9 protein-coding genes are annotated in these 15,136 nt (G+C 47.1%); 5 read left to right on the top strand and 4 right to left on the bottom strand.

What is annotated here, in order from left to right; translation table 11 throughout:
• The first annotated feature begins 124 nt into the window (after positions 1–124).
• Genes J2Z70_RS33885 through J2Z70_RS16450 form a run of 4 tightly spaced genes read left to right on the top strand, consistent with a single transcriptional unit; the run spans position 125 to position 6,741 of the window.
• On the top strand, positions 125–1,432 hold the full coding sequence (locus J2Z70_RS33885) for a DUF2399 domain-containing protein (RefSeq protein ID WP_209874943.1): 1,308 nt from the start codon (positions 125–127) through the stop codon (positions 1,430–1,432).
• Positions 1,408–2,862, top strand: coding sequence for a hypothetical protein (locus tag J2Z70_RS16440; RefSeq protein WP_209874945.1), 1,455 nt, complete (start codon positions 1,408–1,410; stop codon positions 2,860–2,862). The genes J2Z70_RS33885 and J2Z70_RS16440 overlap by 25 nt, the downstream gene beginning before the upstream one ends.
• The gene (locus tag J2Z70_RS16445; RefSeq protein ID WP_051478226.1) at positions 2,846–3,520 is read left to right on the top strand and encodes a hypothetical protein; all 675 of its coding nucleotides are present in this window, start codon (positions 2,846–2,848) and stop codon (positions 3,518–3,520) included. Before J2Z70_RS16440 ends, J2Z70_RS16445 begins: the two co-directional genes overlap by 17 nt.
• Positions 3,520–6,741: a coiled-coil domain-containing protein gene (locus J2Z70_RS16450; RefSeq protein WP_209874948.1), complete on the top strand. Its 3,222-nt coding sequence runs from the start codon at positions 3,520–3,522 to the stop codon at positions 6,739–6,741. The genes J2Z70_RS16445 and J2Z70_RS16450 overlap by 1 nt, the downstream gene beginning before the upstream one ends.
• A 425-nt stretch (positions 6,742–7,166) precedes the next feature.
• Here J2Z70_RS16450 and J2Z70_RS16455 read toward each other — a convergent pair whose 3' ends face one another.
• Positions 7,167–10,271, bottom strand: coding sequence for an amidase family protein (locus J2Z70_RS16455; RefSeq protein ID WP_209874951.1), 3,105 nt, complete (start codon positions 10,269–10,271; stop codon positions 7,167–7,169).
• Positions 10,272–10,589: 318 nt separating this feature from the next.
• Between J2Z70_RS16455 and J2Z70_RS16460 the strand changes: the two genes are divergently transcribed.
• Positions 10,590–11,234 (top strand): hypothetical protein, encoded by a 645-nt coding sequence (locus J2Z70_RS16460; protein ID WP_209874954.1) that lies wholly within the window; start codon positions 10,590–10,592, stop codon positions 11,232–11,234.
• A gap of 66 nt (positions 11,235–11,300) precedes the next feature.
• On the opposite strand, the gene J2Z70_RS16465 is transcribed toward J2Z70_RS16460, so the two are convergent.
• The 3 genes from J2Z70_RS16465 to J2Z70_RS16475 form a co-directional block, all read right to left on the bottom strand.
• On the bottom strand, positions 11,301–12,311 hold the full coding sequence (locus J2Z70_RS16465; protein WP_209874956.1) for a glycoside hydrolase family 130 protein: 1,011 nt from the start codon (positions 12,309–12,311) through the stop codon (positions 11,301–11,303).
• Between the two features lie 246 nt (positions 12,312–12,557).
• A complete protein-coding gene (locus tag J2Z70_RS16470; protein ID WP_209874959.1) occupies positions 12,558–13,508 on the bottom strand; it encodes an MTP-1 family protein in 951 nt (316 codons plus the stop codon).
• Between the two features lie 33 nt (positions 13,509–13,541).
• On the bottom strand, positions 13,542–15,104 hold the full coding sequence (locus tag J2Z70_RS16475; RefSeq protein WP_209874963.1) for an extracellular solute-binding protein: 1,563 nt from the start codon (positions 15,102–15,104) through the stop codon (positions 13,542–13,544).
• Between the last annotated feature and the right edge of the window lie 32 nt (positions 15,105–15,136).

Consider the following 15,136-nt stretch of genomic DNA (forward strand, 5'->3'; position numbering starts at 1 on the left):
CAGGCTATTTATGTTTCTATATCATGAACAAATTTTGGGTATCATCGTAGAGCATTCTACTTTCAGCTATACTTATCTAAGCAGCTTGAATATGTAATTAAAGAGCTTAGGGTAGGAGGCAAAAGTGAATACTTCAGATGATATCCTTTCGTTTATAAGCCGAAATTATTTGAAAAAAGATGAGCAACTGGAGATGCCAACATTAATAAGTGATGATTCTCTTGTTGATATAGATATTGTAAAAAGGACTGCCCGTACGCTACGAAGAGTAGGGATCATTACCGTTTCATGGCAGGATGGCTTAAGTGCCGAAGAACCTCCGGAGCAGCAGCTGTTACGCTGGACAGTGGGGAAGCGTGCCTTATTAGATGACAATCAACAAACTTTTGACTGGCTGAGTAAGGGATGGATTGTGAAGGAGGTCCGGTTCAAGCAAGACGGGAAATCGGTAGACCGGATATATTACCGTATGGGGTATTTATTATATGTTCAACTGATAAATAAGCAAAAAGACACAGAAAGGGATATAATAGATCAATTTACGTTTTATCAGTCAGAAGCTGCCCGGAGAATGGAAGAAATAATGTGTGTACCGGGCGAACGGATGCTTCAGTTAAAGGGTTTGACAGTATTCTTAACGGATAGTTTAGCGTGGAGTATTGGTACGTTGAAGGATCAGGCTGTTTTCCCTGCGAATTGGAGTGTATCAAAACGAATCCATTCATTACACTTTTTACTGGCTTTTGGCATGATTTCTTGTACCAAAGAAATATTTGACTGGAAAGAAATTGGCGCGCAGTATTACCCGGGTATTGGAGGCTCTAAGGCATTTGATCTGTCTAAAATAGAGTTTCTTAACATGCTGGAGACGCTAAGCGGTCAGCCAGCGGAAGCATTAGGAATGATAAGCGGAGGGCAGATTACGCCGATCTATTTTGCCGGTACCCTTGAAGGGAAATGGTCCAATTTCCAGGCAGGACCTGTTCATGCCTTAACCAATATTTCAGTATCCCAAGACCAGTATTCAACCGCAGCAACTACGCTATGGTTAGTCGAGAATCGGGCTGTTTTGACGCGGATGTCAGCAGAACCCCATTTCTTGCAGGAGACTAATTCTGTGATTATATGTGTGGACGGCCATATCCGGAGTGTGCACCATTATTTCATCAGGCAATTAATGAATAGTAGCTCAATCGGTCAAGTGATCTTGTGGAGTGATTATGATGAGGCGGGGCTGCAAATTGCACGAGAAATGTACCAGTCGCTTAGTGGACATGATGTGCGGCATAAATGGATCTGCCCTGATCACTCCATACTAACCAGTTGGCCGGAGTATCAAAAGCGCATGGAGGATTTGCTGCAGTATATGAAGTTGGAACAAGAGATTGTGTTAGGGGAGGCAGAGGATTGGAGAAGCTGGATCAACCATTAATTTCAATTTTTCAGACTGACGAATCCGGGCCGGAAATGCACCAGGCCTTAAGGGATATTGCTCTGTTGTCAGGGGTATTGAATGATCTGGGCTCCCAGAACTTTCTGCAGACGCCTATCGAAATTTTACGGTTCTTACGTATTATTCAACTGCTCAATGAGGAGGCCCTGGGGCTGGATGAACCGATTGAGAACGTAGATACCCTGTATTTTCGTTACCGGAACCGCTATGAGGACCTTGACCCGCCAAGCAAGAAAAAGGTTGAACAGATTGTAAATGTCCTAGTGAAGTATAATTGGATATCCAAACAAACCAGGCAGCTAAAAATGCGTGATGTAGGGAAGCGGATGATGGATACGACCATACGGCTTGCTAATGATTCTTTAGCCTATTATATGCATGATGATATAGGACGATCGTTATTCCAGGCCAGACGGGATGCTGAGCTTAGCGAAGCCTATGATGATCATGGCATTTCCGGCGGTAACAAAATTGCCAGTATGATTCGCAACGTGGAAAATGCTATACAATTGATGAAGGAACGTGAATTAGAAATGCTGGCGGACCGTAATGCACTGCCTCAGTTAGAGATTATCCATCAGTTGATGCAGGAGCTGGAGATGAAGCTGACAAAGCGTCTCCGTAAGTTTCATACATTAGAGGACAGTCTGGTGCTCAGTGATTTAATGCAGGCAGGAACATCTGCACTTGCCGATGGCACGAATCTGAGCATGGGGATGATTAATAAATATCTCAAATTTACGATGATGAAGCAAACGATGCTCTTGTCCTCGATTAATCCCGAAAAAGTCCGGATGTTCATTACTCAAATGTATGACCCGCCTCCAGAATCAGACATTCCTAATGCTCATCAGATTATGAGCTTTATGGAGCAGAATGAATACGAGGGGGAGTCCATGGATGGTCTGTGGATGCCTGTTAAATTCGCCGCGCCGCTGTCCGGTGCAGCTATTAGTGAAGCTATTCATTATCTTGAGGACTATGAGCCGCTAGTGGATCGAATGCAGGAAGATATCCAGGAGACCCAATATATCCATGAGGAGATTGATATTACACAATTAGAGGATATGATGGGAGATTCAGCGTGGTTGCTGACGAAATCTATGATTGAGACGGACGCCATTGAAGGATTCATGCAGGAAGTGGAGCAAGCTCCGCTAGAGACGGTAATCATTGAAGCAACATCTGCGGAGTGGGGCGATGCGATTAACGCACTTACGGCGTTATCTGCGTTAGTAGGCAGCAAGAAGCTGACAATGTACGAAGCGGCGGCGGAATCAGAATCCCAAGTCCCCCGATATGACAAGGAATGGGACTGGATGAATCCGAAGGATATTAATCAAGTCGTTAAGCATAACAAAGCTTCAATGAACAGGCAGAAGAGGAGTGACGATGAGCTTGACGGATGAATTAAATGTAAATCCGCTTAATGTCATGCAGGCAATCAAAGGCATGTTAACCGAGGCGGAAGAGATCGTGTTCATGAATCTTTTATTCTCATCCTCTGCAACAATACGTGTGGGCAATTTCGGCTTATCCCGGCGCGAGGTAGAGAAGCAGTTAAAGATATCTAATGATGATGAGCAGTTCAATTCATTTTTAATGCGGGTTAATCAGGCGGTAAGCCGGTATTTCAAAGTAATCTATGATGTGAAAAGAGATCAGGTGATCGTGATGATGCGGGTTCCTGCCCGATCGGCACGCAGTACATTGTCCAAAGAAAGTCTGGCCATTCTCTTGTTTATCTTTTATCAGCAAGAAGTGTTGCAGCATGAGTTCACGCTATTCGATCAGTTGCTAAATGCTCTTGGACATGAGACGACAAAGGCAAATCAGCGTTTGATTCTAAATATTGACCAATTGAAAAAAATCGGGGCACTCGAAGAATATGATACCAATTCAAATGAGAAGGCGTATACCATCACTGGAATTGGGGCTAATATGTTCTCGGATTCCTTTCTGCGGCGTACGGTTGAATTCAGTCAATCCAATCAATTAAACAAAGAGGAAGTTCTGAAGTTTTTCAAACGATATAATCTGTATCAGGAAGGAACTGACGAAGCATAATGATACCTTGGAAAATGTGGTTTACTGGCATTCGGGATTATCAGCCAACGATGATGGACTTGTCAGGACAAGAATCACATATCTTGATCACCGGCCCGAATGGAGCAGGGAAATCTACCATAACGTACTGCATGGGGGTTGTTTTGTATTCTTCCAAGGTAGACTTAGAGGGTCTGAAATCCCGCAATCTCCTTCCGGATGATACGTGGAAAGCTCACATTCGGCTATTGTTTAAGAATGAGGGAAGCGTGCGCATGGATGCCCCTGCCTTTATCGAATTCTCGATTTATATTGTGCAGGAACCGGGACAGCCGGCCAAGAAGGAATTTATCATTCAATCGGGGGATGATCCGGAGCAATGGGATGAGACTATTAAGTATACTTCAGGTGACCGGCAATACAATTTCACTACGTACAAGAAGGACCTCCAGTACAAATACAAAATTGATCCCGACCTGTTCTACCTGATTTGGTATCAGCAGGAGGTTAATCAATTCGCGGTCATGGACCCGCAGGAGCGGTTTCGTATTTTTGCTGAAATGCATGGCATTAATCAGGTACAGCACAACTGGGAAGAAAGTATGGAGAAGTTGAAGGAAGTGCAGGAGAGTCTAAGAACAGCTGATATTAACGTTTCCAATAAAAAGCAATGGCTGGGAATTGCTAAGGCAGCGCTGGAACGGTATGAGGATAATCGCAAGCGTCTTGTACAAGGAGGCCGGATGTACGCTGGAGCACTGCTGAAATTAGAAACCTTTTATAAGCAGGAACAACAGCATTTATTAGCCAAGCAAGAACAATTGCTCGTGGACCAGGAAGCAACGAAGGACAACCTTGACCTATTGCAAGAGCAAGCCGAGCGGATTACTTATGAGCTAACGCAGGTCCAAGCGGAAAAAGAGCAGATTAACGAGGAAATCACTTTATTACAGGAGAAGCTGTCTCTTGTTAATAATGAAATAAATGAAACCACGAACGTTATTAATGAATTGAACCACCAGCTGAAGGAGCTGAATCAAGAAAAGTCTGGAATTACGCGCACTGAAGAAGAGGTACAGGCGCAGCTCGAGGCAATCACTTTACAGCTTCAAGAACGGAATCGTGACTTGGCGAAGGCTGATGCAGACATCCAGGAATCCGAGAGTATGATAGCGCAATTAATGAATTCAAGCTATATTCTGCATGCGCAGATTCAGCAGGATAAGGCACTGGAGTACGAACACCAGGGACGGTTATGGCAATATCACAGCAGTTATGATGTGGATAAGAATATTGCAGCATTAGAGCAAAGAATTCGAGACTTTAAGCATGAACGAGATAAGAAGGCGAAGCTGCTTCAGGCATTAACGGAAGAGGGATTTCAGCTTGAGCATAATCAATTATGGTCGGACCGCCAGAGGGAGTCACTTGCGCTATTTAAAGCGAATGGGGTGCGTGCTTATACCTTAAATGAGCTGGTTGAATTAGACGAGTCCGCCCGGCCCGCAGCAGAGGAGCAATTCGAAACTATTAAATATACAGTATTTTTTGATGGTATGCATGTACAGGCTCCGAATGATTTGTATCATGTTCCTCTGCGGAGTATTGTGCCGGATCGATCGGTTACTGACATTCAGGAGCTTCAGATTCATGTGAAAAAAGGCATCAGTGATGATGTATTCCCGCATGCAGTTAAAGCTCTATGGTGGGTAGAGCAATTCTATCAGGCAGGAGAAATACGTGTAGAGAAGGGTCTGCTGATTGATCCGAGGGGGATTCGCGGACCACAGGAGAAGAAGAACTATATCCTAAGCCAGAAGGCTCTGCAGAAACGCAAAGAGGAAATTCAGAAGAACACTAGCCAATTAAATACAGTGCTTGCGGATATCGAAGACTCCATTAAGAATGATACACAGACTATGCAGGAACTGCATGCGATTATTCAAGCTGTTCGTGAATCCGAAGCTTTCCTCACCAAGAAGCATGAACGTGAAGGACGGGCTGCGAAATATGCACTTGAAGTGCTGCGTCTTGACGAGCAGAAGCAGCAGCTTCAGGAAATAAAGGTTGTGCACAAAAAAATCCTCGAGAAACAGGTCAAGCTGGAGCATACACAGGGAATTTTGCAGCAGGAAGCGGATTTTTATGTACGCTTGGGACAGCAGAAGGAAAAGTATGAAACGTTGCAGCAGAAGACAAAGCACCGCCAGAGCTTAGCCGCGCAACAGGATATGATAAAGCAGCAATCTGACACTCTTGAAGAACAGCTTGATCGTATAGAGGGTAATGAACGCCGACAAAACCGGAATTTTGCCAAGAATCAAGACGATGTTGAACAGGTAACGCGTACGTTGCAGCAAATGAATATCCAACTAAAAGAAACCCATGAGGCGCTTGAGACATCACAAATAAATCTGCTTACGGCCATCGAAGAAATTGAGAATTTCAAAGGAACAGCCCGGTTTATTTATGATGAGCTGGTTAACGAGCCTGAACCAGAACTTAGTAATGTGAAAAAACCGCAGTCGGTTACCAAGCTCCGTCAAGAATATGAGTCCGGGAAGGTTACATTTGATAATGCCAGGTATGAATCGGGTCTAGACCCTGCTGCACCTGAGAATTACAAAGTCATTGAGGAAGAGGTTCACCGGCTGCAGGATGAGTATAAGCGGACAAGCTTATTGTTTGAAGAGAATCAAGAACGGGCTGAGACGCTCAGGGATCAATTGGAGACAACCATTAATATGAGAGTGCTTGAAATTCAGCAGCGATTCAAGAACTACATGAGCGGTTTTCAGTTCGAGGGGCAGATTGATTGGAAGCAGCAAGAGGATCGCAAGGGACGGGTGCTGTTCCATTTATTCATAAGAGCCCGTAAGGAAGGGCATCGGGGAACGTTAGAGGATGTCAGTGTGAAGGCACGGGGAGGAAGAGTTGGCAAGGGTGTCTCTGGCGGGGAGGAGTCGCTGAGTTCACTACTGTTTGCACTCGCTTTGTTACAGAATCTGCAAACGGCACCGGGGTTTATTGTGATGGATGAATTCGATAGTGCGTTAGATGAGCAGCGGAAGTTAAAAGTATTTGATCTCTATGCGAGCGAGCTAAAGCGCAAATTAATTATCCTATCTCCGAAGTCACATGAGAACTCTTACCTGGACCGCTTTTCCAAAGCCTATATTGTGCAACATGACCCTACCGTACCTTGGAGTAAGGTGACGGGGTTGATTCTAAAGCGTGAATGAGAGTGGGTGAATAGAATTGGCCCGTTAGAGTGAGCTTAACATTATTGGGTCTAGCGGGTTGGTTTGTTCTGTGATGCAAACTGTTACTATTTTGAAAAAGTACAATTATGTTGATCCATCAAGCATGATTACTATAATACCAGCGTTTATAGCACTACTGAGTATCCCATTACTATCCCTATCCTCCTTAAAGTTAATAGAAAGAAAACCGGAATTGATGAGGATTTATAATCATGTGAAAATTAGCTTGATAATATTCACAATTTTTTTTGTTATGTTTATAATTCTCATTATTTTTGCATTTACTAAATGAAACTTTAACCACAAGCAGCAGTACAAATCAAGAATTTGTTACAGCAAGTTAAAGGCCATCCCTTTCGGGATGGCCTTTCCTGTGAATTCTATACTTTTAATAATAACTCCTCTTACTTCCCACTCTCCAACAGCCTCGCCACCATAGTAGCAAACTCTGCCCGGATAATGTCTTTTGCAGGCTTAAATGTACTGTCTTCGTATCCGGTAATAATTTTATTGGATGCTAGTGCATCAATGGAGTTATAATACCAGGCCTCTTTATTAACATCCTTGAATGAGGTGGTTCCGGTACCAGTCAGCTTGAAGGCTCTGGTGATTAGGGTTGCTAATTCACTGCGGCTAATCTTCGCATTAGGGCGGAAGGTGCCGTCGCTATATCCATTCATCAGGCCGGCACTGGCGGCTGCGCCGATGTACTTGTTTGCCCAATGTGCTCCAGATACATCGGTGAAGCTGCTTGCTTGTCCGTCAAGCCCCATGTGCGTTGTAATGACCTTAATGGCTTCGGCACGGGTTAAGCCTGCATTCGGACGGAAGGTTCCATCTTCATAACCCGTCAGCAATCCTTTGGAGATCAGCAGGTCAATGCTTGCTTTTGCCCAATGATTCAGTGTATCAGTGAAGCTGACCACTTCCGGCGTAGGTGTCGGTGCTGTTGTTTCTGCTGTAGGAGCCGGTGTTGGTGTAGGCGTAGGCGTTGCTGTTACCGGTGGAGTTCCGGTACCTCCTCCAGGACTTGGATTGCTTGGTTCATTGTCTACTGGATCAGGATCAGTAGGGTTTGAGACGTATGGGAGTGCTGGAGCAAAAGCGGTCAGCAGTCTGGCTTGACTTTGCTGCTCAAGCGCATAGCCCATGCCCAGAACCTTGGCATCGTCCCACGCTCTGCCCACAAGCTGCATCGAGATCGAATAACCGCTGTCGTTCGTTCCTACAGGAACCACTACGGTAGGGAGGCCGACATTAGACGTTAATACGCCTGTGTTGCGGTCCGAACTTAATTGAGAGGCTGATGCGTCATTGTTGTATACGTCACTGATGAAGCCTGCATAGACAATGGCATCCACGCCATTCTCGTCCATCCAGCCTTTGATCACTTCTTTATAGTCCGTTCTATACTTGATGTAATCCTGTACAGCCTGTTCCGTCATCCGCGTAGGGGCGGTATATCCTCTCTGATTATAGATAAGCACCTTATCTGAGGCGAGTACACTTGCTCCATCTGCGTAAGGGAAGGCTTTATGAAGCTCGATATAGCGCGCCCAGCCTTCGGTAGAACCGTTAATGCCTTGAGGACGGGTAGGGGCTGCTGGCATTTTTGACATTTCAACCATTTCCGCTCCCGCAGCTTGCAGCTCAGAGAACTTATTCTTTACTGCCACTCCAGTATCATCATCTGCGTAGCTGGAGACAAAGGATTCGGGGATGTATCCGATTTTCTTTCCTTTCAATGCGCCGGCATCCAGCGACTCCTTCCAGTTCTCCGGACGTTTATGATCTGCATCTGCTGTTACGGTGAAAATATCCTGCGGGTCCGTACCTGTTGTAGCATTCAGCATAATGGCCAGGTCTGTTACGGTTTTGGCGATAGGCCCCGCATAATCCTGTCCCCAAGTGAGCGGCAGCACACCTGTCGTACTTGCCATGCCGTCTGTACCACGGAAGCTCTTTAAGCTGGCGCCTGTTGTCGGAGCATAGAGAGATACCCCGGTCTGCGATCCCATAGCTGCCGCTGCGAAATCAGCTGCAACCGATACTGCCGATCCTCCGCTGGAGCCAAAAGAGGTTTTGGATGGATAGAGTGCGTTCCATGTCTGCATCCAGCCGCTTTCACTAAAGCTTCCGCTGTTCGCGAACTCCGAAGTATTCACTTTACCAATAATGACCGCGCCGGCTTCGCGCAGCTTATTCACCTGGAAGGCATCCGATTCAGGGCGCCACCCTTCAAGTGCTTTACTACCGCCTGTAGTCGGCATGTCCTTGGTGTCATAGATGTCTTTGATCGCAATCGGAATTCCCAGCAGATCGCCCTTGGCGCCTTGTGCACGGGCTTCGTCAGCCGCTTTGGCCTGAGCGAGCCCAGTTTCGGATACATGCAGGAAGGCATGGAAGCCGAGTTGCCCCATATCGTATGCCTTGATTCGATCCAGATACGCTTGAGTAATTTGTACAGAAGTCGTTGTACCGCTAATCAGATCCTGCTGCATCTGTGCAATGGATTTATTCACAACATCGTAAGGGGAGGAAGTGATGAAGCTTTGCGCTGCAGGAGCCTCTGGAACGAACAGGGTATCTCCAGTATTAAGTCCCTCTATGCCTGAGATATCCCAGTTGCTGATGGAGCGGATCTGTGCAGGTGTTAAGCCGGATACATCCAGCTGCTGATTAAGTCCATTAAGCGTGGCAACCAGATTGTTCAGCCCGGCTTCACCAGCTTCTCCAACTTGTACAAAATTCACCAGGGATTTCGACTGGCCCGGTTCAAGGTTCAAGGTATTAATGAAGCCATAGAAATTCGCCTCATTACCGGACTTGGCCAGAGGTGTGGTGAATGGATTCTGCTGTTGATTCCCTAGAGCGGTTAATCCATTATTAAATGGATGTGGAGACCCGACCGCAACACCTAGAGGTTTATTGTTTCTGGCGCTGCTATCGACCACAATCCATGAATCGTCTGTCGTCACGTCCAGATCATTGGAGTAGGTTGCCTTGACCACTGAAGCATTGGCCGCTGTGCCATAGCCTAAGGAGCCGCCGAAGGATACATCTACTTTTACAGCCATATCATTCTTATTGGTAAAAGTATCAAAGAATCTAGTCCGATTATTGATAGTGTCCACATACACATCACGGGTGACGGTGACATTTCCCAGATTGACAGATTGCGAGGAAGTGAATCTATTAACACCATCGTACTTGAGGTCGAACCCGCGCATCATTTGTCCATTCATCAGGGAAGCTGAAGGTGCGGATACTTTAACAAAGATATTACCGAATCCCTGCACTTGTGTAGTACCGACGGTACGCAAGCTCCCTGTGTCCAAGCTGGGTGCAAAAGCATCGTGAATCTCCCATACGGTGCCACTAGATGAAGTAACCCTCGTTAAAGCATCGGCCGTTTGAAACGGAATGACTCCCGAAGCAATAACAGATAACGCAATGGAAGTAGCTATAACTTGCCTCTTCGTTCTACGCAGACGTTTCAACTTACTCATGTAGGCAATCTCCCTTTCCTCTATGTATATTATTAATTGTGTTAAGAAATATAACATTGTATATTAATTCAGTCAATGAATAATATGAAATTGAACTATTTTTAGAGATTTTAACAAAGGAAGAGTACTTTATTTATTAAAAAGTGCATGAAAAATAATATAAAGGTGTTTTATATAACGTTTTATGTTATGTATATGGTAGTTATCCTGATTAGTTTTTTCATAAGCCTACTTTTATGCTGATAGATTATGGAATGTGCTACAATATTTTAAATGGAATTTTTGCTTGTATAGGATGACACTCAAAGGAGATTTAGAATGAAACGCTATCGATGGAGCATTACGGTTTGTTTCATGCTGTTCGTGTTTGTCTTATTCACATTATTCAATGACTATTCACCAATCCTGATCGTAGTGGGCGCTGTGGTGGCTACTCTCATTGTTTTTACAATCCAATTCTATTATCCGGCAGTTTTGGAAAAGCGTGTGGACCGCGTGGAGTCTTTTTTGCGCAGCCAGACAAACAATCCTGCGCTGTATATTCAGTATGTTCTTGCGAACCGGCTTGAGGATGAAGCGGGAACTGTTATGGAGCAGCTGATGAGCAAGCATAAAAGGGTAGCGGTACAGGCAACGTATAAGGCGGCTTACGGATGGTACCGCAAAGATATGGCTGCTATTCAGGAAGCCGTGCCGTATATCCGCTATCCCGATTACCGGGCGTACTATGAAGCGGCCCTTTTGCTGGAGGAAGGGAAAAGTATACAGGCGCGGGAACACTTGAAGTCAATCCGAAAGCCATGGATGAGATCAGCGGTGCTTGCAGGAATTGAACGCAAAGCGGGCAACAGTGAGCTCGCGGTCAGGTATGCGCGGGAAGCGGTGGAGGCTTCAAGAGGGGTCCAGCGTTATGTGTTATACAAGGAGTATGAAAGAACGTTACCGCAAACGGTTGAAGCATAGTTTGAAAAAACGGGTATCATCCTCATTGATGGATGATACCCGCTTCTGTTAGTTAAGATGCCAGTTTTACTGTCCCAAACAAAGCCTGATCAAATCATCGACATGCGCGGTGGCCAGGCATTCCACAGTGTCGGCGGCGCCGTAATAGATTTTGACTTCGCCGTCGTCCTCCAGGATCATGCCGCCGGGGAAGATGACATCATTACGGAAGCCTCCGTCGATTTCGTAGGGAGCTTCAGGGGCGAGCAGCGGCGAAGCGCTCATCCCGAGAATTTTCTTCGGATTCTCCAGGTCAAGCAGCATAATGCCTGCCGTATACCGCTTCTTCCAGGACGGCTCCCAGCCGTTCTTCCCTCTGGCGGGATCAACATCCACCGCATGGAAGGTGGTCAGCCAGCCCTTATCTGTCTTCACGGGCGGTGCTGCCGGACCGATCTTGTCATTGGCGAACGGGACCTGCTCCACCGCCAGCAACAGATCGGAACGTCCCCAATAGATCAGATCCGGCGACTCTGCGATCCAGGTGTCGAACCGGTCCTTGCCTCCGCGGCTGTATACGGTGAACGGCCGTTCCAGCCGCACATAGTTGCCGTTGATCTTCTCCGGGAACAGCACCATATTCCGCAGGTCCGGCGTAGACAGGCTTAATATTTCAAAGGATTCGAAGTCATCCGTGACTGCGATCCCGCCCCGGATGCCATGTCGCGTATCTACAGCGAAGCACATGTAGCAGCGGCCATCGATCACTGTCAGCCGCGGATCGTATCCGCGCACAAACTCCTCATCGTTTAGCTTGAACACTGGCTTAGGCCCGGCCGTCCAGTGAATTCCGTCCTCACTGAACGCGATACCGAGATCTGTTGTATGAGACGGCTCCAGGGTCTGCTTCTCCAGGGAGCCGTAGTCATTGCGGAATACCATCACATACCGGCCGCCAAACTTAACCACTCCCGCGTTGAACACAAGTGCGGTGGGGTAAGGGACCCGCGCTGCATCCAGCACAGGGTTGGCCGGATGGCGGCGGATGAGAGGGCTGGATGCCAAAGCTCCTATGACGGGTGTGTTTGCCTGATTCATCGTTTGAATATCCTCCTTGGGTGTTGAATTGCTTGCTATATATTGAACTAAATTTTTTTATGTTTTGGAATTAGCCGTGACTCCAGAGAAGTTTTGGACTTCCGGCCGCTGTTGTCTCCAGATTTCATGATTTTATACCGTTTTTAACGGTTGAAATTCGGAGACAAAGGCGAACGCTACCGCTCCTCCAGTTCCAAAATTCCCCTCCGCCACTTATTCTTTAACTTGAATTTTTAGTTCAATTATTTAGACAATACTTCCGTAAGCTGCGAACGGATAGTCAATCGCAATCCGCCCGGCCTGGCAGTCGCCAACGCCGCTGTACAGATCGGCCTTGCCGTCCTGGCGCATCACGATCCCCGAAGAGAAAACGCAGTCAGTCAAATACGGAGCTTTGGCAGGTCCGGGCGGGTAGCAGGAGCGGCTTCCGATCAGATGAAGGTCATGGGATTCCCGGGTCACAGGATCGAAGATGAAGGACATGTTCAGATAGACCTTGATTTCCTGTCCGTTCTCATCCTTGTGCGAATAACAAATATGGCCGACAATCCCGATCTTGCCGCTGCTCAGCAGGTAAGCCTGATTGACGCCGCCCCATTCGCCTGCACCGAAGATACCATGAATGTACGGGGCATTCTCAATGACTTCAGCAGTCAAATCCTCCAGCTTGTCAATCACCGTGAAGCCGATCATGGATTCGCTGCCATATTGGCCCTTCACCTCATGGCCCCGCGGACGCGAGAAGACGCCGATTCTGCCGTCCGCCAAAGCTACGAGGCGGATATCCTTCATTTTGTTAGGACCAGTGGTGAAGTAGTACAGGTCGTGCAGATCCGTCCCCCGGTAAAAATAACCGAAATACGTGCTGTATTTGCCTCTTTCATATTGCACATGCGTTCCACCCAGTACGAGCTCATCACCTATTTCAGTGATATACGGGTCCTCCAGTGTGTAGATCATGCTGTTCTCCACCAGGGTCCACTCATCCTGGCCTGTTTCCTCGAACAGACGGACCCAGGAGCGGGCCCATTCCTCCCGGCGTTCTACCCGGCCGAACAAGTAACGCTTGCCATCCCGTTCAAAAGGAATCGAAATATTATAGACATCGAATCCGTCCACGTTCTTAAATACCAGAGTTGCGCTCTCATAGATGGTTTTTGTTGCTTCAAATTGTTGTTTTTGCTGATGCAGGCTCACGATTTCTCCGCTCCTTTGGTGTTGCAGCTCGTTTTATTGCTGAGAGGCTTGATATTCCTTGAACTGCTTTTGGTATTCGGCAACGACCTTGTCCAGACCTGCCTTCTTCATTTTATCCAATGCTTCGGTGAAGGCCTTGTCATAGTCCAGCACCCCCATATAGATTGGAGTAATGCTGGCTGAAGCTTCCGAGAGGATATTGGTATATTCGGTTCTTACATTCGTCGGGTCAAAAATAAAGTTGGCTGCAATACTATTGACCGCACTAGGATTAGGCTCGAATAAGACCTTGTTATTCTCAGGAATACTGCTCTCCGGGTCGAAGCGCATAAAGTTCACATTGCCGTTCTGGGAATCAGAGCCTCTGTATCTTGGATTATTATTGTTGTTCGGGTCTCTGATCGGCTTCAGGCCCTTGTCGCCATCTTTGGTGTAGTGCTCACCCTCAATGCCATATTGAACCAGGTCGTAATTATCCTGACTGGCCAGCATCCAATCCATAAATTTAACGGCCGCCTCCGGATGCTTGCTGTTCGCCGGTACGGCATTTCCGTTCTTGAAGGAGAGGGGACGCAGATACTCTTTCTCCGGGTTAAACCACACCACTCCGATATCGTCCACTGTAGCATCCGGGTTGTACTTCTGGAGCCCATTCAGGCTTCCGCCCGTTCCCAGGCGTACGAACCACTCCCCACTGTCGAGCTGGGCATCTACCTGTTCCTGCTTCATGACCAGAATGTCAGGATTCGTAATTCCCTTGGTGTACAGCTCGTACATGAAGGCGGCATCCTTCTTGAATTCGTCCGTTTCAATCCAGGATTTGACCTCTCCGTTCTGGTTGACGTAGAAGAACTTATCTTTAACCGTGAACGGGAAGGTGTCGTAGGTCCGGTGCAGGATGGAGGTATGCAGATTGATCGGGTCAAAATCGGCCCGGGTGCCTAAGTAAGGCTTGTTCTTTCCCTTCCAGTTCTTCATCACCGTCTCCCAGGCGCTGATCAGCTCAGCCGGAGTTGCCGGCTCCTGCAAATGGTTCTCGCGGAGAATGTCGCGGCGGATATTGAACTGGCCTTCACTGGCCATTTCAACCCAGTAGGAGGGGACGATATAATATTTCCCGCCGATGGTAGCGCCGCTAAAGATGTCCTCCGGGATATTCTTTTTCAGGTTAGCGCCATACTTCTCAATTTCCTCTGAGATATCTGCCAGTGCTCCCCGGGTATAGTAGTTAGAGAACGGAGTACGGTCCTGCATGACATGGAACAGATCGAAATCTTCGCCGGTGGACAGCATTAGGTTCAGCTTCTGGTCCCAAGCATCCCAGGGGATGAAGATTTTCTCTACCGCAACGCCGACACCGTCTGCAGCCAGCTTTTCATTGACCTTCTGGAACACCTTTTGGTAATCCTTGGGCTCGGTGCCGGGAACCACGTATTTGATTTTGACGACCTCAGAGGCATTAGCATTCTCTGCATTCGGGGATGAAGCATTGCTTTCTCCATTTGCGCCAGGGCTGGCATTATCGGCCTTGCCGCACCCAACCAGGGTGGACAGGGCAAGCACCACGGCTAACAGGGTTGCATAGGATTTTCTCATGAATAATACGGACCTCCTCTTATGTTGTCTTC

The organism is Paenibacillus silagei (assembly GCF_017874735.1).
In the GTDB taxonomy this organism is placed as follows: domain Bacteria; phylum Bacillota; class Bacilli; order Paenibacillales; family Paenibacillaceae; genus Paenibacillus_AQ; species Paenibacillus_AQ silagei.

Bases quoted from the DNA above. Each gene is read 5' to 3' on its own strand.
- J2Z70_RS16445 (WP_051478226.1), top strand. From the start codon at position 2,846: ATGAGCTTGACGGATGAATTAAATGTAAATCCGCTTAATGTCATGCAG.
- J2Z70_RS16450 (WP_209874948.1), top strand. From the start codon at position 3,520: ATGATACCTTGGAAAATGTGGTTTACTGGCATTCGGGATTATCAGCCA.
- J2Z70_RS16455 (WP_209874951.1), bottom strand. From the start codon at position 10,271: ATGAGTAAGTTGAAACGTCTGCGTAGAACGAAGAGGCAAGTTATAGCT.
- J2Z70_RS16460 (WP_209874954.1), top strand. From the start codon at position 10,590: ATGAAACGCTATCGATGGAGCATTACGGTTTGTTTCATGCTGTTCGTG.
- J2Z70_RS16465 (WP_209874956.1), bottom strand. From the start codon at position 12,311: ATGAATCAGGCAAACACACCCGTCATAGGAGCTTTGGCATCCAGCCCT.
- J2Z70_RS16475 (WP_209874963.1), bottom strand. From the start codon at position 15,104: ATGAGAAAATCCTATGCAACCCTGTTAGCCGTGGTGCTTGCCCTGTCC.